A 17,862-nucleotide genomic window follows, 5' to 3' on the forward strand; every position below is an offset into this window, starting at 1 on the left:
GATTAAATCACTCTATCGTAGTCGTTTGATTTAGGCAGAGAAGCTGCTTTTTTCATAAGCACTTCCCATAAGTGTACGGATGTCTTCCATGCGGCTGCGGCCTGTTCCTTTTGATACATAGCGTTCTCATAACTGAAAGTAAGTTGTTGCATATCGGCCGAATTGTAAAGTGTATCGATGTGGAGAGCGTATTCTCGGAATGTTTGACTTTCACCCCGTGGTATGCCGATTCTCGCAAATTGTTTTAAAAGTGCACCGTAAGCTTTTTGATAAACAGCATCATCTTTTCGGTATTTATAGAAAAGAATAATAAAAAATGTAATCCATTTCATTCTAGTGGTGAAGAGAATGTATCCGATGATACTAATCGGTATCGTAGAGAGGAATACGTACCACCAAGAAAAATCATTTTTGGAATTTGTAATCTTTTTAGTAGAGGCTTCTTCTGTATTTTCTATTAAACTTTTGAGCTTTGCTTCATTGTTCCGTTGGTGTATTGGCTCGTTATTAGAATTATTTACTTCGTTATTTTGTGAAGTAGAAGCAGGAGTATTATTTGTAAAATTATAGGGATTGGTAAATCCTTTTGTTGGTTCGAATGGAATCCATCCGTATCCTGGGAAATATACTTCGACCCAAGAGTGTGCGTTATTGTTCGCGATTGTATAAACATTCTCACCTTCTGCAGAGGCAAGTGTATTCTCCAGAGTTCCTTCTGTAAATCCTTTTACCCAACGAGCAGGAATCCCAGCAGAACGAAGTAACACGATCATAGATGTCGAAAAATTATTGCAGTAACCGCTTTTTGTATCGAAAAGGAATTGATCTACATAGTCTTGGTTTTTGGCAGGGTATAAGACATTCATTGTTTCGTATACAAAAGAATTGTCTGTAAAGTAATTTTCAATAGCTAATACTTTATCATATCGGTTGTCTTTATCATTTGTAAGATTGACAGCCAAGTCTTTTACTCGCTGCGGTAATGATTCGGGAAGTTGTGTGTACTTTGTCATGAAATAAGGACTTGTTTCATGACCTTCATTCGTTTTTACAGATTTCAAATTTTCTATGGAAAACTCCGGAACCTCATATGTTACTTTATACGAATTTAAAGTAGTAGAAGAGTCTCCGTGCATCGTATAGATTTTTTCTGAAAATGGGTCAACGCTGTATGATACATCAGAAGAAGCCTCAACTGATACTAATCCTGCTGGATAGGTAAGGTGAGGATAACTTTTTTGCATGGTGATTGTTGCCTCAGTTATCTCCGTTTTTGTATTTGGTTCGTACCAGCTCACGACGTCGTTTTTATTTTTAAAAGAAACTTTTTTTCGATTTTCAGAAACATCCCAACCTTTTCCTGTATAAAAATCTTTTGTTTCTACTCTCCAATATTGTTTGTTTTGTGTTTGTGCTGTAAAAATAATTGTATTATCCGGCTTAAAAGGACCGCCTAATTGCGAGTCATCTAGACCATATCCAATTTTAGAAACTGCTTGTTCTTTACTTGCTTCAGATGTGTTGAATTTCAAAAAATCCATTGGGTTTGGCCATTGAGGGCCAAATTTTGGAGCAAAGTATGCGATGGTTGCTGACAATACAATAAATATTGTAAGAGGTCTAAGTAATTTTGAGATTGCTCTAGCATAATTTTGTAAGTGTTCCATCTTTTTTATTCGTTCTATTTGAAGAAGACTAAGTATAAAAAAGCCGATGACAACAGTACGAATAATAGCGTAGTTTGCATTGTATAAATGTAAGTTATGAAAAGTTGTGATATAAATAATAGTCAATGCAAGAAATAACAACCCACGTTTTTTATGAATAACCCAAAAAGAGCTGAAAGAACTCAAAAACCAAAATGATAGAAAAAATAATAATGTTGGAAAAACTGGAGAAATATCTAGCAAATCCCCCTGGAAAAACAGAGAGGAATTTCGAGAAATATCAGCAAAAAATTTTGTTAGCCAAGATGGATTTATAAAAGCATTTTTATAATACAGGAAATGAATGATGAATAAAATCGTGACGATCTTTATTGGAATCTGCCACCTTGTTTGAAAAAAAGAGAGAGTGAAGCAAATTCCTATAAATATTACAAAAATATCTAATCTACCTACGTTTGTAATACCTATAAGGGGTCTTAGCCATTCTAGTAAAAGTAAAAATGCGCATGCATGCATGAAGAATCTGCTCATATCCCATTTGTATTTTGTTTGTAATGTTATCATTTGCTCACCTCAAAAAACACGTTTGTATACCGGTTCCCATAAACCACATTTACAAATATTTTTCGTTTTTGTAGAGTTTCTAGAATACTTAGCTCTCGATGTGAGAGTTGATTTGTTTTTTCTTTCACGACAAACACCATTAATTTTCTGTTTTTTATAGCGGCATAGTCAGCCGCCTTTTGAATATCGGGAGAAAGATCGCTTGTCACGAGTATAATCGTGACGGGCTCATAAATTTTTCTTAATTCCATTTCTACACTTCGAGAGAGCGGGAATACACTGTCTGCTTGTACTTTCGCTAAATGACAAAAGATTTGTTGTAACTGACTATCTCCATTGTCTAAAGGGAAAAAAGTTCGTTCTTTTCCGACAGACACGAATGACGCTGGTGAATTTTGCTTCAAGACAGCCCTCACAATAGAGGCAGTAAACGTTACGACTGATTCGAATAGAGGGGACTCAGTTCTGTCCATAAATATCATAATATTATGGCTGCGCTGTTGTTCAAACTCTTTCGTCATAATGTTGTTTGTTCGTGCAGTTGCTTTCCAATCAATCCATGAAAAGCGGTCACCAGGTTTATAGTCTCTGACACCGACAGAGATTGTAGAGTCTTTTACTAAATTTATATTTGCTGAAAGCGCTCCTTGTTCGAAATGATTTTCCAATTGTCGATACGTTATATCTACGTACTGGGGATAGATTAAAAATGTATCTGGAACTGAAAAAGTTACTTCTTTCTCCATCATTCCGAATAGATCACCAGTTTTGACACGTACGCTTGAAAAAGTGTGCTCTCCTCTAGGGATTGTGTCAATAACATATTGAAACGAAATATTCCGTTTGAATCCTGGAAAGAGTATTACCTTATTCACCTTCGTTTGTATACAACTTGTAAATTGTGAAGGTAGTTCATCTTCTATAACTAAATAAAGTAAGGGAAAAGGAAATTTTCTTTTTATTGTAATAGTGCTTAAAAATTGTTCTCCTGCTGCATATTCATTTTGGTTTGTTATTCGTTTTACTTCAGCGTCTCGTAAAGCGTAGAAGGGAAGTAGTAGTGAATAAAGGCCAATAGGAATCGTACTGTAAAACAAAAACCAACTTACAAATCCTCCTTGAAGCATAGCGTATACAAATGTTAAGACTAGGCATAGAGGTATTAGCAATAACTTCGTAACGTGATATAGTGCTCGTAGTAGTCGTTTCATCAAAGGTTTTTCGTCCTTTGAGTCGGCACGGTAGTTCGTGCAACGATTTTGGCGATAACTTGTTCTCCTGTTATTCCTTCAAATCTTGCTTCCATTTTTAGAATCAGTCTGTGAGCTAAAACGTAAGGCGCTAAAAATTTAACATCGTCTGGAATAACATAATTTCTGCCATGGATGAATGCATAAGCTTGTGAAGCTTTCATTAAAGCGATTGAGCCGCGTGGACTTGCACCTAGCTGTATAGAACTATAAGAACGAGTCTGACTAACAAGCTTTACAATGTAATGCTTGATTGCTTTGTCCATGCTTACTTCCCGTACGCTTTGTTGTAAATAAAGTAATTCTTTTATTGTAGTAATAGCTTGTAAATGAGAGAGTGGATTTGTTTTTTCCATCCGGTTTAAAATTTCAAATTCTTCTTCTGGTGTAGGATATCCCATTCTTAGCTTCAACAAGAAACGATCGAGCTGAGCTTCTGGTAAAGGATATGTTCCCTCATATTCGACCGGATTTTGTGTAGCCATTACAAAGAAAGGTTTTGGTAACGATCTTGTAATGCCATCTATTGTGATAGTGCCTTCTTCCATACTTTCAAGTAAGGCAGATTGTGTCTTTGGAGATGTACGATTAATTTCATCAGCAAGTACAAAATTCCCCATAATCGGTCCAGGCTTGAACTCAAATTGGAGTTCTTTTGGATTATAAATAGAAACACCTGTTACATCTGACGGCAGTAAATCAGGTGTGAATTGAATACGCTTGTAATCGGCATCAATGGATTTAGAAAGAGCACGTACTAGCATTGTTTTCCCAACGCCAGGAACATCTTCTAATAGTACATGACCTTCAGCTAAGAGAGCTGTCAAAGCTAAGATCGTTTCTTTTCGTTTTCCGACCATTAATTTTTCAATATTGGTGATTATTTTTTCTACTATGGGATGTAATGAATCAAGCTGGGGCATCGTAATCCTCCTAATTTTATTATCGTTTCTAATTCATTTTTATGTTAAAGAAAAGGAGTTCCTTCATTTTAATGCAGTATAATAGTAATCTAAGAGGTAAGTAGGAATGGTTTATATAAGTTCATATTGAGAACTTATATAAATAGGAAAAACTTAAATGTTAAAAAATCATGGTGATATACTCTACAATTTCTATGCCCTCAAAGGAAATCTCACTCTAAATTCAAAGAATATTCAGATTATTAATCAGATTACATCTAGTATAATTGTTTCCGTAACTAAGAGCAATAAAGTAAATAATGATTTGTAGTTTTGTGTAAAGTATGTCTTGATATAAAATAGGAGCGTTGAAAAAAATAAATTCCTTACATACAATTTATAATCTTTTTCTTATAGCATTTTTGAAATAATATCAAAACTTTTTTTATATTTATAAAGAAAAACGTAGGAATGTCTCCTGCGTTTTTTCTTTTGCAAAATAGGTGTAGCCTCTAATTCCTATTCTCCTAATAATCACGGGTGATCCTAAAACTTCACAACCGAACAAAGAAACCTTTGTTTCCGAATAATTTCTCTCAAACTTATTTTCTACTGAATTTTTGACAATCTCTTGAACTGTGCGAAATGTCACATCTGTATTTTACCCCCCCTTATAGTAAGGGTATGTAAGAGAGACGTATTAAAGGAGTGAACATTTGATTAGAAGTTTTACTTTATGAGAGGACTTGTTTTTTAGTGGGATTAAAGAAGAGAGGCAGGATGTAGTTCTTCTTCTGAAATCTCTTAAAAGAGGAAGACCTCTCGTAAATGTTGTTTAATCATTTTTTCTTTCATAAATACAACTCCTTAATGCAATCTAACATATTCCTTCAATAAATTAGATTATATCAAGCTACTCAGTGAAAAGGCGGGGGAAGCGTGAATATTTTTCACACAATGAAAAAGCAGGACATGAGCATTTATACTCATGTCCTGCACTTTATTTATGCTCTTGAAATTGCACGCGGAAATAAAATATTATTTTCTAAATGAATATGCTCAAATAAATCAGATTCAATGGCTTCAAGGCGCTGGTAAACAAGGCGATAAGTGCCGCAAGCTCCTTCTGGTGGAGTAAAGTCATTTGTCACCTTACGAAGTTCTTTAATAATATTGCCAGCGTGGTTATGTTCATTCTCCAACTCATCTACTACTTTACGTAACTTTGCATAGTTTTCATCAGTTGGATTTTGCTCGAATTCTAAAATTAATGGGAAATCTTCCGTTTCTTCTTTAATTAAATGTTGTTCTAATTCAATTTTAAGTTCATGAAATAGTTTATGAATTTGAGCTAAATGATGCTGACTTACCCCATGAACGCGTAATACTTTCGTCACATATGGACTTAACTGTGGCAATTCTTCATTTAAATAGCGATGATGCTTATTTACAACATAATCAATCAATTCTTGATAAGAAGCATTTTTCCAATCAATTTCAGATTCGTTTAATAGTTTCGTATTATTATAAAGCGTATTTAACTCTGTGATTACCTCTGTTACTGATAAATTTCTTTCATTAATTGCATCAATAAGTGGTCTACTACCACCACAACAAAAGTCTATTCTATATGATTTAAAAAGATCACTAGCTTTCGGGAATTGTGTTACAATCTCACCGATAATTGAAGTTTCAGTAAATGTATGCTTCATATGAATGCCTCCATAAAATTTAAATGTAATATCTAAATCAAGAATAGCGATAAATTAAAATCAATGTGGTGATTTAAATCACTTATTATTTGTCATTTTTGAGAATAATAAAATGAGTTTTATAAAAGGGAGAGGGAGGGTAATTCGTCGCAATAGTTTCTGATAATAAAAAAAGAAGCTTACTAGAAGCTTCTTTTTTACTACTATTTTTCACATGCAACTCCATCGCCATCACGATCAAGTTTAGAGCTATAACCTGGTTGATCTCTATATAATGGAGCTTTTCCAGCATTTTTAACTTCAGTACAATTTTTGTAAGTTACATTACTATTGTTACTTGCAGCTGGTTGTGTTTGAGCTTGCTGTGCTTTTTGCTGATCCTCTTGTTGTTTGCGAGCTTGTTCATCAGCCTGGCGTTTTTGCTCTTCTTGTTGTTTGCGAGCTTGTTCATCAGCCTGGCGTTTTTGCTCTTCTTGTTGTTTACGAGCCTGTTCATCAGCCTGGCGTTTTTGCTCTTCTTGTTGTTTACGAGCCTGTTCATCAGCTAGACGTTTTTGCTCTTCTTGTTGTTTACGAGCCTGTTCATCAGCTAGACGTTTTTGCTCTTCTTGTTGTTTACGAGCTTGTTCATCAGCTAGACGCTTTTCATCTTCTTGCTTAAGAGCTTGTTCTTCCGCTTCTTTCTTTTCTAATTCTTTTTTCTTCTCGCTCTCTTTTTGTTCTGCATTGTTAGAAGCAACTTTTTTACTAGTGGCTGCCGTCTTTTCAGAAGAAGGAGCTGAAATACTTGATAATGCAACAAAAATGACAAATAAAATAGCAGTGATAATAAATTGTTTTTTTGCTACACCTGTCTTTTTAATTACGGATAAGATTGCTAGAACAAGGAAAAAAATAAATAAAATTAAACTTAAAGTAGCAAAAAAATCGATGACTGGGTGTTCAGATTTTGTAGTGCCCATTCCTATTAAGAGAATTGAAATCATAAAAAGAATAACAGTAGGACGACCATATTGTTTTGTTTTTCCAGTTTTCTTAAAGAATGAAATAATACATAGTATTAAAAGAATAAAAGCAATAAAAAATAAAGCTGCACCAATATTACTCAAAATCGCCATTTTTATACCTCCATTTGTAAGATTTTCACTATTGATTATATAGGAACTTATTGGATATTACACGATTTATATAAATTTAGAAAATTAGTATTTTTAATAGACTTATAAACATTTATTTTATATATGAGGAAAAATAGATATATTTCCTATTACATTTTTAAGTAGAATTCATAAAGTATAATATATCGATTAAAAGGAGGGGGGTTTAAATGGAATTTCAATTATTGGTAACTTGTATATTACAAGAAGGTAATGCTTTCTTTTTAGTAACGAAAGTAGACGATGTTATTACGTTAAAAGTACCGATTACTGCGGGAGTAGCAGGTTTATTCTTAGCTTTAGGTGTACCAAGATGTTCTTAATTTAGCTTTTGATAGTAAAAGGATGAGGGACAAGCCTTCCCCTTTTACTATTACATAATTTTTTTATGTAAACTAAATAAGACTTTTTAAGTTTTTTAATATTATTTTTGCCATAGCACGTTTAAAACGGACATGCATATACTATAATGTTTCATTGGCCTTTGATGATGAACGATAGTTTTAAAAAGTGTATCGAAAGTAGAAGTGATATTCTTTTCAATAATGAAAATAGAAGAGGTGCTAGTATATATGAAAAGACGAACGTATGATATTCCAGTCGTATTACGAAGAGAATGGTTTTTAATAGAATTAGCGCATTTAACAAAAAAATATGGGATTGAAATAGCAACTAGTAAAATAGAAGATGCACCATTTCTAAGAGATCAAGTTACAGAATTCAAAATAGGAGCGGGTTTGCAATACGATAAATATGATGATGAGTACATCATCGAGTTTTAAACAAAGAAGCTGCGTATAAAAGGTTATTAAAGAGACCTTTTATACGCAGTTTTTTTTGTAAAGAGAAAGTTTTATTGAGAAATATTCAAAACGCTTATTGTAAAAAGGAATGAAGAAATGTTGAGAGAATAACGTTTGATAAGAAAGGAATGCGGCTATTAATTTCTTATTATATTGTAACGTAAAAGTAATTGATTAAATGGGATTTAAAACAATTGGTGTTCAACGGAATGGCAGCGTTTTCTTTCAGGAGAAAAAGGGGGATGTTAATGGGAATTATGAAAAGGAGTATCGCATTATTTATTGTACTTTGTTTTATGAGTCCGCTGGTTTTTAGTGCAAATGTACACGCGGAGGTTGTAACAGAACTTAAGACTGGCTTTCCAGATCAAGAAGTATTTACTCCTGGAGAATGGTTTTTAGGTCAGAAACCTGCTAATTATGATGAGAATAAAACACCAATTCTCTTTGTACAAGGAAGAAATGGTAATGCGGATAGTTGGTATGGAAAGACAGTATATCATGAGATGAATGATATGTACGATTATGCTTTGAAAGCAGGCTATCAAACTGTATTTATTCAATTATATGATGCCGCGGGCAAAGGATCAGCTAGCCAATGGGACAATGGAAAATTGTTAGCACAAAAGCTTGAAGAGATTTATAATCATTTTGGCAAAAAAGTAAATATTGTAGCTCACAGTAAAGGTGGTATTGATACACAAGCTGCGTTAGTTGGATATGGAGCGAATCGATTTGTTGGAAATGTTATTACTCTTGCCACTCCGCATTACGGATCCAATTTAGCGGATTTATCATATAGTTGGTGGGCAGGATGGCTTGCCTCTATATTAGGTCAAAAAGATGATGGGACATATTCATTGCAAATAGGTGAAATGGCAAAGTTTCGTTCTACAATAGATAATAATCCTGCAGCTAAATTAAACCGTTACTATACGGCTACTGGGACAAGCTGGGGACCTGTTTTTTCAGCACTATCTATGGGCGGGTTGTATTTGTCATCATACGGTTCTAATGATGGATTGGTGAACGAATGGAGTGCTAAGTTACCATATGGAACACATTTATTTACAGATTCACGATTTGATCATGATAATATACGAAAAGGTTCAGCCGTTTTCGCACGAATTGAACCATATTTACGGACAGTAAATGTGCCAGTACCAGCTTTATTAGCCCCGAGTAATAGTTCAGAGGATAAGGTAGAACAATTAAACACAACTTCTAATCAAGCTATTTTAGGAGGAGAGTTGTCACAAAATGAGTGGGTAGGACAAACTGTCGCAGTTGATAAAAAAGCAGAAGGGGTAGTTTCTATTTTAACAGCTTCTTCAGATGTAGAAATACAACTAATATCTCCAAAAGGAAAAGTTTATACAAATAAAGATAGTGCTGTATCTACTGGTGAAGGTGAATCTCTCTTTAAAGGAGCCACTATAAGAACATTTAAATTTGATAAAATGGAAGCAGGAGAATGGCAAGTTAAAATGATGGCGAAGCAGCCGAAAGATGCATATTTAATCGTGACCGATTACAAAAAAGATGCTCAGTTCGTCCTTCAAATGCCGGCAAAGGTTAAAGTAAATAAAGCAGAGTATAAACTCAAAAAATCACCTGTAGCTCCAGAAATGAAAGGCGATCTTTCAGTAACAGTACGAGTAATTAATAAAGATGGAAAATTAGTTTCTGAATCAAATGAATCGAAAAATATTAATACAACTACATTTACAGGTGCTTTGAAAAATATAGAACAGCCAGGTGTATATAACGTTACAATTGATATGAAAGGAATGAATAAGGAAGGACAACCTTATAATCGTACGATAGTTAAATCGGTTTATGTGGAGAAGTAGGAAAGAATGAATCGGTTTTAATAAAAAAAGTGCCGAATTCTTGTGGAAGAAGGATTTCGGCACTTTTTCATGTTTATTAGATGAATAGAAAAGTGAAATAGGAGTTTATGTTCTATAAGAGGACGATAGGAATCAAAAAAACGTTATGCAATAAAAAAGATGCTGAATTAGCATCTGAATGTGAGGGAATAGTATTAACTTAGTTTTGTAACTGTTAATTCAACTGAATTTATACCATTATCACAAGTTACAATACTTTGATGATTGAAACCACTATTATTTCTAAGTTGAAGAGTTGAATTAGCAGGCACCGTAACAATAGTTTCGCCAACTAGTTGAAGGCATTCGTTATTTGATGAAGTATTCATTTGAAAAGCGAAATCACCTTGACTATTAGCAAGTGGATTATTATTTAAAAATATAGTGATGACTGGAATATGGGGAAATACAGGATTTAACGTAGTGTTAATACTTGAAATGAAAGAAATTCTATAATCACCAGCTTTACTAAATTGTATAGTAGTCGGATTTAATAAGGAAACTCCTCCTGCCAAAGGGCCAACGTGATTAAACGGAAAAGAACCGCCAAAAGGAACAGTTATAAACTCAGTTTGCCAAAAAGTGCCGTAAGCAGGCTTAGATGATTTATGTGAATGGTCGCATGAACATTTTTTATACGAACTGGAAGATTGATGACACGAACATTTTTTATATGAACTAGAAGAAGAGTGGCATGAAGATCTTTTATATGAACTTGAAGAATGATAGTATGAACCCAATATATTACCTCCTATTATTAATAAATGTATAACACATAGTAGTTTATGCAATCGAAAAGCAATTGGCGTGTATACTTGTCCATATATAAGGTAATAGATTTGGGATAAAAAGCTGGCATAATATAAAGTGCTCTAATGAGGAAATATAGTTTTCAAAAAAATGGAGTTAGAATATTCTATGTAATGAATTTTGGAGAAGAAAAAGGATGAATATTTAGCAGATAACTCTATCCAAGGTTTTAAAATGTTGAAGTATTTAAACTTTAAGATAGTATATCGCCAAAGTAAAGAAGAGAAGTATTTAAAGGACAGCATTTTAGTGAAACAGAGAAATGGATAAAGCGATGATTAAGTTTTTAACTTAGTCGTCGCTTTTTATTTATGTAGTTGTGCAGGAAGAAGGCAAAAAATATCGAATAAATGTAATTATACAGAATTGTTTGTATTTATTTCGAATAGTAGTTAAAGATACGTTAGTTATATTTCAAACAGTAAGAAAAGAGAGATTAAATAATAGAGGGAGCAACTTACATGGAAAATATATTAAAGGTATCCTCAAAATCAAGTCCGAATTCAGTGGCAGGTGCAATAGCGGGCGTACTAAGAGCAAGTGGCAAAGTAGAAATCCAAGTGATTGGAGCTGGTTCTTTAAATCAAGCGATTAAAGCAATTGCGATTGCAAGAGGTTTTGTAGCTCCAAGTGGCATTGACTTGGTTCTTGTTCCAGCGTTTCAAGAGGTTACTATCGATAATCAAGAAAGAACAGCAATCAAATTAATTGTAGGTCCTAGAAGGAGAAGGTCTTAATAGCGAGCATTAATATAAGGGGATTTGAAAAGGTCAATAAACTCCAAAAAGTTAGACACGTTATTTCATTTGACAGTTTCTTGGGCGTGGATACAGTATTGTACCGGATTTATGACTTTTAATTCCTCTTTATATTTAGCGGGTTTTTCTAGAAACTTAAAAATGCCAAATCCTTTGTGACATAAGGGATTTGGCATTTTTGAGGTTTTTATGTTTTTTAAAATCAACAATTCTAAAACTGCTCATTCTTCTCCCAAGATTCAACGAGATAGTATGGAAAACCTTATTATATCAGGGTTTCTAAGTGGTGATTTTCCTGGATGCTCACATTTTGCTCACATTAAGTATTTTCATTTTTTATCAGGTGTTTTCATTAGATTTTATTATACTCTCGAAGTTTTCTGCTGCTTGTTGCTGCATGTTCTGTGTGATGTGACTATACTTGTCTAAAGTCATTTGAATAGAGGAATGCCCTAAGCGATCTTGTACGATTTTAGGGTGTTCTCCAGCCTGAAGCATGAGTGTAGCGTGAGTATGTCGTAAGTCGTGTATACGAATTCGAGGAACACCAGCTTTTTTATAGTGATCATTCAAAAAGCGATGAGGAGCATCTATATGTAAGGGTGAATGTATCGTATTGCCGGTGAAAATAAAGGCTTCTTCATTCAAGTGTATACCCCAGCGGAAAAATTCTTTCTTTTTATAAGAGTAGTAGGATTGTAACTTCCCTATAACAAAAGAAGAGATACTAACGCTTCTATTTGAAGATTTAGTTTTTGTAGCAGCTTTAAATAGTCCTTTTTCTGTTTTTACAAGTGATTTATTAACCAGGATACGTTTATTATCAAAGTCAATATCTTTCCATGTTAGTGCAAGTAAGAAGAACATATGGTACTTAATATTTTTTTCTTTTAGATACTGGAGGAATCGATTACATTCTTCGCTCGACCATGTTTTCATCTCACCTTGCTCTTCACGTGGTTTTTTTACTTTATTCATTATATTATCATGTATGATTTCCCATTCTACAGCATGTTTGAAAATGCATCTTAGGCAGCGATGGATATTGCTGATTGTACCATTTGATAGTCCTTTTTCCTTAAGTTCAGCATAGTAGCTTTGAAATTTGGAATCAGACTGTTATTTAATAGTATAGAAATGGTAGGCGAATAAGGAAATGAAAGGGCTACAGTCAAGTTAATCGAGGAAATGAAAGAAATTCGATAATCCCCAGCTTGTGTGATATTAATTGTGGTTGGATTTAACAGAGAAATTCCCCCCACCATAGGGTCAGCCTGATTAAAAGAAAAAGGGGATTCGAAAGGGACTGTAATGATTTCCGTTTGCCAAAAAGTTCCGTAAGCTACTGATAGTGATCCAGTGGGTCCAGTTGGTCCAGTAGGCCCAGTCGGTAGTGTGAATGGTGGAACGGGTGGTAAAGTAGGTCCAACTAAATTAGGGTTTATTGAAGTAGAAGATAAAAACTCGTCCATTATATTTTCACCTCTGAAAAGTTCAGTTCTTATTACTAATAGTAAATGTAGGGGTAGAACAAAATGAAATGGACAAGCGCTTGTATTTTATAAATTAAACAAAATAGTTATTGTATAGATAAAATACACAGAACCCGCTAGTTATAGCGGGTTCTGTGTACAAGGAATACAAGGAATACAAGGAATACAAGGTAACTGGTCCAGAGAAACCTGTGTATTCCATGGATTGGTAATAATGTATTCAAAGTAATAAAAAAGAGCGCTGATTGAGAGCACTCTTTATGCCTAATCATAATGAAAATGACGAGCGTGCATTATATAGAAAGGTAGTATTTATAGTATGTAAAAGTATGAAATTGGTGAATGGGTTCAAATAAAATCGTTATTTTAATTAAAAGAGCAGCTAGCAAAAGCTAACTGCTTGTTAAAAAAGAATCCACTCTAGGTTATTTACTGCCAGAGTTTCAAGAAATAAATGATTAAATTAATTTAATTTTTCAATTACAATCGAAGCATTTATATTTGTTTGTGTTCCACCTGCCAAAGTCTGCAAAGTAACTGCAGCAGCGGAAGTATGATTATTAAGGGTAATAATATCACCTGCAGCTAAAGCGAGGATTGTTTGGCCGTTGTTTGGTTGAGTTCCTGCACCTGATCCATAAACTGCGCTGGTAACCGGAGCACCATTTAAAAAAAGTGTGAATTGATTAGGCTCAACTCCTGATACAGAAAAAGAAATTTTATAATCTCCTGCATTAAGAACCATTAATTGAGAAGTTCCCAGCGTATGAGTAAAACCAGATGTCATTCTACCATGTGAATTAAAAAGAATAGGTGCTTCTAAGGCAACAACTTGAGCTGATGTATTGAAAACATAAGCATAATGAGATAACCCAGATACTGTAAGTCCGGTAGGCCCAGTAGCTCCAGCAGTTCCTGGCAATCCGGTAGGTCCTGGAGGTCCAGTAGGTCCTGGAGGTCCACCAGAAGGTCCGGTTGCTCCTGTTATTCCGGTAGGTCCAGTAGGCCCCGGAGGTCCACCAGAAGGCCCGGTTGCTCCGGTTATGCCGGTAGGCCCAGTAGGCCCCGGAGGTCCACCAGTTCCTGGCAATCCGGTAGGTCCAGTAGGTCCAGTAGGTCCACCAGAAGGTCCAGTAGCTCCGGTTATGCCAGTAGGCCCAGTAGGCCCCGGAGGTCCACCAGTTCCTGGCAATCCGGTAGGACCAGTAGGCCCTGGAGGTCCACCAGAAGGTCCAGTTACTCCGGTTATGCCGGTAGGACCAGTAGGCCCTGGAGGTCCACCAGTTCCTGGCAATCCGGTAGGTCCAGTAGGCCCTGGAGGTCCGCCAGAAGGTCCAGTTGCTCCGGTAGGTCCAGTAGGTCCTGGAGGTCCACCAGAAGGACCGGTTGCTCCAGTTATTCCGGTAGGTCCAGAAGGTCCGGTTGCTCCGGTTATGCCGGTAGGTCCAGTAGGCCCCGGAGGTCCACCAGAAGGTCCAGTTACTCCAGTTACTCCAGTTACTCCAGTTATTCCAGTAGGCCCTATTTGAGGCAAAGGAAAGGAACATGGAAAGGGTATGTGACAATTCTTTTTAAATTTACTCATTTTTACACCTCCCTTATAAATTAACTACCAATGTATATTTATACTTTAACAACTTATGAGTAAACAGACACACGGGTGTAAGGAAAAAACCTACAATAATTACATAAAAGGTTTTAAGAGCAAGCCTTTATTTCACATTCCATACCAAAAAGAGCACTATATATAAGTGCTCTTTTCGAGAGTGAGTATAAATTCCTATCATTCTATACTAGTATATGCACTGTATTATGTAGTTGCTACTAAAGTTAATGTCAGTTTTTAAAATTAGAGGTTTCTTTTAATGAAACCTCTAAAAAGACAACTAAAGTTACGTTATAGTAAATTCAATTGCAATAGGAGTATCTCCATCTAGGACGGCTCCGCCTACAATAGTAGCAGCTGTAGTAGTCACACCAGTAATAGTATCGCCTGTTTGAATAATGCCATTAATATAAAGCGTAAAAGTAGAGAACATTTAAAAGGACCCGATTAGGGGACGGGTCCTTTTAAGGAAACACTAAACCTTCATGTAATTACCAATAGATTACCATAAAAGGAAAATGATTTCCGTCAATTAGGTGTTGAGAAAGCTTTTTATAAAAATTTCATTTTGTAGTAGTTTAAAACATAAATAGAGCACTTAATAAAGTGCTCTCGTGACGAGATTATCCATTTGTAACGACTAACTTATTTTATATAAAAAGGAACACAAAATATTTTATGTGTGTCCAGTCAATTACGTGCATTTTTAAAAACAAAGAGCAGCTAGCAAAAGCTAACTGCTCCAAACAGGGATTTAACTCTAGATGTATGTATAGTATTGACGAAATATTGAGTTTTATTCAGGAGGAAGGGGAGTAGGCCATTAACATGAAGATGTGCCAATTCATATCCTGTAAGTACTAAATTAATGACGGGATAGATTGAGAATGGATGATCCGATTAAGGAGATAGTTGGCGCTTGGTTTGTTGCAGTAGGGACAATTATTGCTGCGATTGGGAGTACACCTTTAAAAAGATTGAACAGCGAATTAAGAAAAGACTTGAACGTATGGGGGAATGTATTACAGGCAACGGGGAATGGTCTGGAGGCTGATGGACAAGGAGAAATATCCCTTGATCAATTGGTAATGTAACGGTTCTAACAGGACTCATTATAGAATTTGAAGATGAAACACAAAAAAAATCAGTGATTGCAGGAAATTGGATACAAGCATTAGGTGGTGTTACATCAATAGGTGGGGAAATAGAGGATAGTTCCAATATAGATGAATCGTATAACATTGTCGGGAATGTGTTACAAGCAACTGGCAATTCATTACAGGCAATAGGTGGAATAGATGAATTGAAAGCTAGTCGGGATAAAGTGGAGGGAATTTCGGAAGGCGATGAGGAGGATGGACAGCTTATAGTGATTACGGGAAGTTGGGTCCAAGCGGTCGGTTCAGTAGTTTCATTAATCGGTCAAATAAGAGAAGAAAGCCAAGAGATAGAAGAAAGTATTTCATAGAGAACTTAATAAAATAATCCTTTTGTGGGGAAAAGGAATTTATAAAATAGGTACAATTCACGTTTAGATTATTTTTGAATGTAATAGGTATCAAAAGGAGCAAAACGCTCCAAAATGGAAATGAGAGACGTTTGCATGAAAGGGATGAGGAGAATGGCAAATGCAAAGAAAAAGAAAATAAGAAGAGCTATTGCTCGTCGTGCGATAGCCGTTGATAAATATCAAGTTAACAAAGCTTGGAGAAGTATCTTTGTGCAGGCTGGTATTATCAAATAAATGAAAACAGAATACAGTCCGGCTAGAAAACTAGAGGACACCAATTCATTAAAGTAGCAGTTAAAGCTGTTTTAAGAATAGGTGTCCTTTTTATTTTGAAAAAGGAGATGGGGAAATGAAGGTGCTAAAGGATTAGTTACGTGAGTGGAAAAAGCAATCAAAACAAGCAAAGAAGAAAAATAAGAAAAAACGAAAAGAGAAATTTAGTACTTGTGAAATTGAAGAGTTAATGGGAGTTCGTGGACCACGTTATGAACGTAGACGTGGAGCGTTAAGATAAAAGTAAAAAAATACAAAGGAGTGGTTCTACATGACTAAACAATTATCTTTCTTACCAAAAATCGATAGATCAGCAACACAGGAGGAATTAGAAGGTGTGTTGGAAAGCATACGTATACATAGGCAATTTGGGATGATGCGCAAAGAAATGAAGGTCACTCCTTCTTATGAAATGCGTGAGCACGGTCCTACACATGCAGTTGGTAAGCCGTTAGAAGATGTTGCTATAGCAAATATTCAACAAAGTAAACGAGAAGAATGGCTTGAAAGGATGTCATTACGTATTAATCAATTTCTAAATCGATTAGGAAACGGACGAGCAGGAAGTATCCAAAGAGATATTATTTATAAACGCTATTTAGAAGAAGAGGATGTATGTGATTACATGGTCTATAACGAAATCGGAATGTCAGAGCGTACTTATCGACGTTGGAAGTCTAAAGCCTTTTATAAGCTCGCTTTTGCACTTGGATTAGAAGTTTACGAGACAGAAGAGACTGGAGGTAATGAATAATGAATTTTGTTCAGCCAATACGTGATTCAGAACAAATACAGTATTTAAAGGAGTACTTCAAGGACAAAAGTGATCGTAATTATATTCTGTTTATCATGGGGATTAATACAGGTTTGCGAATTAGTGATATTTTAAAATTGAAAGTAAGTGACGTAAAAGTTAGTCATATATCTATGCGGGAAAAGAAGACAGGCAAACAAAAACGTATTCAAATTACTGCAGCATTAAAAAGAGAACTTAAATGGTTTATTGAAGAAAGAGAAGACAATGAGTATTTACTACAAAGTAGACAAGGGAAGAATCGTCCAATTGGTCGTAGCATGGCATATAAGATATTAATTGGAGCAGCGGCAGAGTTTGGATTAGATGAGATAGGAACACATACGTTAAGAAAGACGTACGGGTATCATATGTACATGCAAACGAAAAACATAGCATTACTCATGGAGATATTCAATCACTCGTCAGAGAAGGTCACGTTACGTTATATAGGTGTAAACCAAGATGCAATGGATAAAGCAATGACTAGGTTTAAAATCTAAGCATTGCTTTTTTCTTTTAAATTTAGGGGTATCGCCAGCATTTTTGCCCCCCCACGCTAAGAGCATACAAAATTTTATACAGTTTTGGACTAATCCAGTAACAAACGAGAACCCGAAAACCCGCGCCAGGATAGGGATGTATAAAATAATGCATAAATCCGTAGAACAA

The 17,862-nt window shown here is 35.2% G+C and carries 14 protein-coding genes and 4 pseudogenes; 8 read left to right on the forward strand and 10 right to left on the reverse strand.

Features of this window, described 5'->3' with window-relative positions:
- Positions 1–2 precede the first annotated feature (2 nt).
- From MHH59_RS10570 to MHH59_RS10590, 5 genes are all read right to left on the reverse strand, one after another.
- Complete coding sequence (locus MHH59_RS10570) at positions 3–2,231, reverse strand: transglutaminase TgpA family protein (RefSeq protein ID WP_002127084.1); 2,229 nt, start codon at positions 2,229–2,231, stop codon at positions 3–5.
- Positions 2,228–3,442, reverse strand: coding sequence for a DUF58 domain-containing protein (locus tag MHH59_RS10575; RefSeq protein WP_215561082.1), 1,215 nt, complete (start codon positions 3,440–3,442; stop codon positions 2,228–2,230). The genes MHH59_RS10570 and MHH59_RS10575 overlap by 4 nt, the downstream gene beginning before the upstream one ends.
- On the reverse strand, positions 3,442–4,404 hold the full coding sequence (locus MHH59_RS10580; protein ID WP_098632226.1) for an AAA family ATPase: 963 nt from the start codon (positions 4,402–4,404) through the stop codon (positions 3,442–3,444). The genes MHH59_RS10575 and MHH59_RS10580 overlap by 1 nt, the downstream gene beginning before the upstream one ends.
- A gap of 983 nt (positions 4,405–5,387) precedes the next feature.
- Positions 5,388–6,095 carry an iron-sulfur cluster repair di-iron protein gene (ric, locus tag MHH59_RS10585; RefSeq protein ID WP_078178748.1) on the reverse strand — a complete coding sequence of 236 codons (708 nt, stop codon included), beginning with the start codon at positions 6,093–6,095 and terminating at the stop codon, positions 5,388–5,390.
- A gap of 203 nt (positions 6,096–6,298) precedes the next feature.
- Positions 6,299–7,213, reverse strand: a complete 915-nt coding sequence (locus tag MHH59_RS10590; RefSeq protein ID WP_340851184.1) for an excalibur calcium-binding domain-containing protein — start codon at positions 7,211–7,213, stop codon at positions 6,299–6,301.
- A 209-nt stretch (positions 7,214–7,422) separates the two neighbouring features.
- Between MHH59_RS10590 and exsG the strand changes: the two genes are divergently transcribed.
- The 3 genes from exsG (at position 7,423) to MHH59_RS10605 (ending at position 9,908) form a co-directional block, all read left to right on the forward strand.
- Complete coding sequence (gene exsG, locus MHH59_RS10595; protein ID WP_000395678.1) at positions 7,423–7,575, forward strand: exosporium protein ExsG; 153 nt, start codon at positions 7,423–7,425, stop codon at positions 7,573–7,575.
- Positions 7,576–7,824: 249 nt separating this feature from the next.
- Positions 7,825–8,034, forward strand: a complete 210-nt coding sequence (locus MHH59_RS10600) for a hypothetical protein (RefSeq protein ID WP_002085943.1) — start codon at positions 7,825–7,827, stop codon at positions 8,032–8,034.
- Between the two features lie 263 nt (positions 8,035–8,297).
- Positions 8,298–9,908 (forward strand): lipase family alpha/beta hydrolase, encoded by a 1,611-nt coding sequence (locus MHH59_RS10605; RefSeq protein ID WP_002127122.1) that lies wholly within the window; start codon positions 8,298–8,300, stop codon positions 9,906–9,908.
- A 194-nt stretch (positions 9,909–10,102) separates the two neighbouring features.
- Here the strand turns inward: MHH59_RS10605 and MHH59_RS10610 are convergent, their stop codons facing one another.
- A complete protein-coding gene (locus MHH59_RS10610; protein WP_002127124.1) occupies positions 10,103–10,687 on the reverse strand; it encodes a hypothetical protein in 585 nt (194 codons plus the stop codon).
- A gap of 531 nt (positions 10,688–11,218) precedes the next feature.
- Between MHH59_RS10610 and MHH59_RS10615 the strand changes: the two genes are divergently transcribed.
- Positions 11,219–11,494 (forward strand): stage V sporulation protein S, encoded by a 276-nt coding sequence (locus MHH59_RS10615; protein WP_002035358.1) that lies wholly within the window; start codon positions 11,219–11,221, stop codon positions 11,492–11,494.
- Positions 11,495–11,854: 360 nt separating this feature from the next.
- Here the strand turns inward: MHH59_RS10615 and MHH59_RS10620 are convergent.
- The 4 genes and pseudogenes from MHH59_RS10620 to MHH59_RS10635 form a co-directional block, all read right to left on the reverse strand.
- Positions 11,855–12,616: pseudogene (locus MHH59_RS10620) on the reverse strand (tyrosine-type recombinase/integrase); the annotation flags it as partial.
- Positions 12,607–12,987 (reverse strand): annotated as a pseudogene (locus MHH59_RS10625) (exosporium leader peptide-containing protein); the annotation flags it as partial. The pseudogenes MHH59_RS10625 and MHH59_RS10620, both read right to left, overlap by 10 nt.
- 484 nt (positions 12,988–13,471) lie before the next feature.
- Positions 13,472–14,593, reverse strand: a complete 1,122-nt coding sequence (locus tag MHH59_RS10630) for a BclA C-terminal domain-containing protein (protein ID WP_340851185.1) — start codon at positions 14,591–14,593, stop codon at positions 13,472–13,474.
- A gap of 307 nt (positions 14,594–14,900) precedes the next feature.
- Positions 14,901–15,044 (reverse strand): annotated as a pseudogene (locus MHH59_RS10635) (DUF4183 domain-containing protein); the annotation flags it as partial.
- A 457-nt stretch (positions 15,045–15,501) separates the two neighbouring features.
- Here MHH59_RS10635 and MHH59_RS10640 point away from each other — a divergent pair.
- From MHH59_RS10640 to MHH59_RS10655, 4 genes and pseudogenes are all read left to right on the forward strand, one after another.
- Positions 15,502–16,082 (forward strand): annotated as a pseudogene (locus MHH59_RS10640) (DUF6944 family repetitive protein).
- Positions 16,083–16,235: 153 nt separating this feature from the next.
- The gene (locus tag MHH59_RS10645) at positions 16,236–16,358 is read left to right on the forward strand and encodes a DUF3983 domain-containing protein (protein ID WP_087944756.1); all 123 of its coding nucleotides are present in this window, start codon (positions 16,236–16,238) and stop codon (positions 16,356–16,358) included.
- A gap of 310 nt (positions 16,359–16,668) precedes the next feature.
- Positions 16,669–17,151 (forward strand): ArpU family phage packaging/lysis transcriptional regulator, encoded by a 483-nt coding sequence (locus MHH59_RS10650; RefSeq protein ID WP_144512368.1) that lies wholly within the window; start codon positions 16,669–16,671, stop codon positions 17,149–17,151.
- Positions 17,151–17,693 carry a site-specific integrase gene (locus tag MHH59_RS10655; RefSeq protein ID WP_078178564.1) on the forward strand — a complete coding sequence of 181 codons (543 nt, stop codon included), beginning with the start codon at positions 17,151–17,153 and terminating at the stop codon, positions 17,691–17,693. Before MHH59_RS10650 ends, MHH59_RS10655 begins: the two co-directional genes overlap by 1 nt.
- Positions 17,694–17,862 lie beyond the last annotated feature (169 nt).

The sequence above is a fragment of the Bacillus sp. FSL E2-0195 genome, from assembly GCF_038003645.1.
Taxonomy (GTDB): domain Bacteria; phylum Bacillota; class Bacilli; order Bacillales; family Bacillaceae_G; genus Bacillus_A; species Bacillus_A mycoides.

Coding starts and splice junctions, on each gene's coding strand:
- MHH59_RS10600 (WP_002085943.1), top strand. CDS start 7,825: ATGAAAAGACGAACGTATGATATTCCAGTCGTATTACGAAGAGAATGG.
- MHH59_RS10615 (WP_002035358.1), top strand. CDS start 11,219: ATGGAAAATATATTAAAGGTATCCTCAAAATCAAGTCCGAATTCAGTG.
- MHH59_RS10605 (WP_002127122.1), top strand. CDS start 8,298: ATGTTAATGGGAATTATGAAAAGGAGTATCGCATTATTTATTGTACTT.
- MHH59_RS10575 (WP_215561082.1), bottom strand. CDS start 3,442: ATGAAACGACTACTACGAGCACTATATCACGTTACGAAGTTATTGCTA.
- MHH59_RS10655 (WP_078178564.1), top strand. CDS start 17,151: ATGAATTTTGTTCAGCCAATACGTGATTCAGAACAAATACAGTATTTA.
- MHH59_RS10645 (WP_087944756.1), top strand. CDS start 16,236: ATGGCAAATGCAAAGAAAAAGAAAATAAGAAGAGCTATTGCTCGTCGT.
- MHH59_RS10570 (WP_002127084.1), bottom strand. CDS start 2,231: ATGATAACATTACAAACAAAATACAAATGGGATATGAGCAGATTCTTC.
- MHH59_RS10630 (WP_340851185.1), bottom strand. CDS start 14,593: ATGAGTAAATTTAAAAAGAATTGTCACATACCCTTTCCATGTTCCTTT.
- exsG (WP_000395678.1), top strand. CDS start 7,423: ATGGAATTTCAATTATTGGTAACTTGTATATTACAAGAAGGTAATGCT.
- MHH59_RS10580 (WP_098632226.1), bottom strand. CDS start 4,404: ATGCCCCAGCTTGATTCATTACATCCCATAGTAGAAAAAATAATCACC.
- ric (WP_078178748.1), bottom strand. CDS start 6,095: ATGAAGCATACATTTACTGAAACTTCAATTATCGGTGAGATTGTAACA.
- MHH59_RS10650 (WP_144512368.1), top strand. CDS start 16,669: ATGACTAAACAATTATCTTTCTTACCAAAAATCGATAGATCAGCAACA.
- MHH59_RS10590 (WP_340851184.1), bottom strand. CDS start 7,213: ATGGCGATTTTGAGTAATATTGGTGCAGCTTTATTTTTTATTGCTTTT.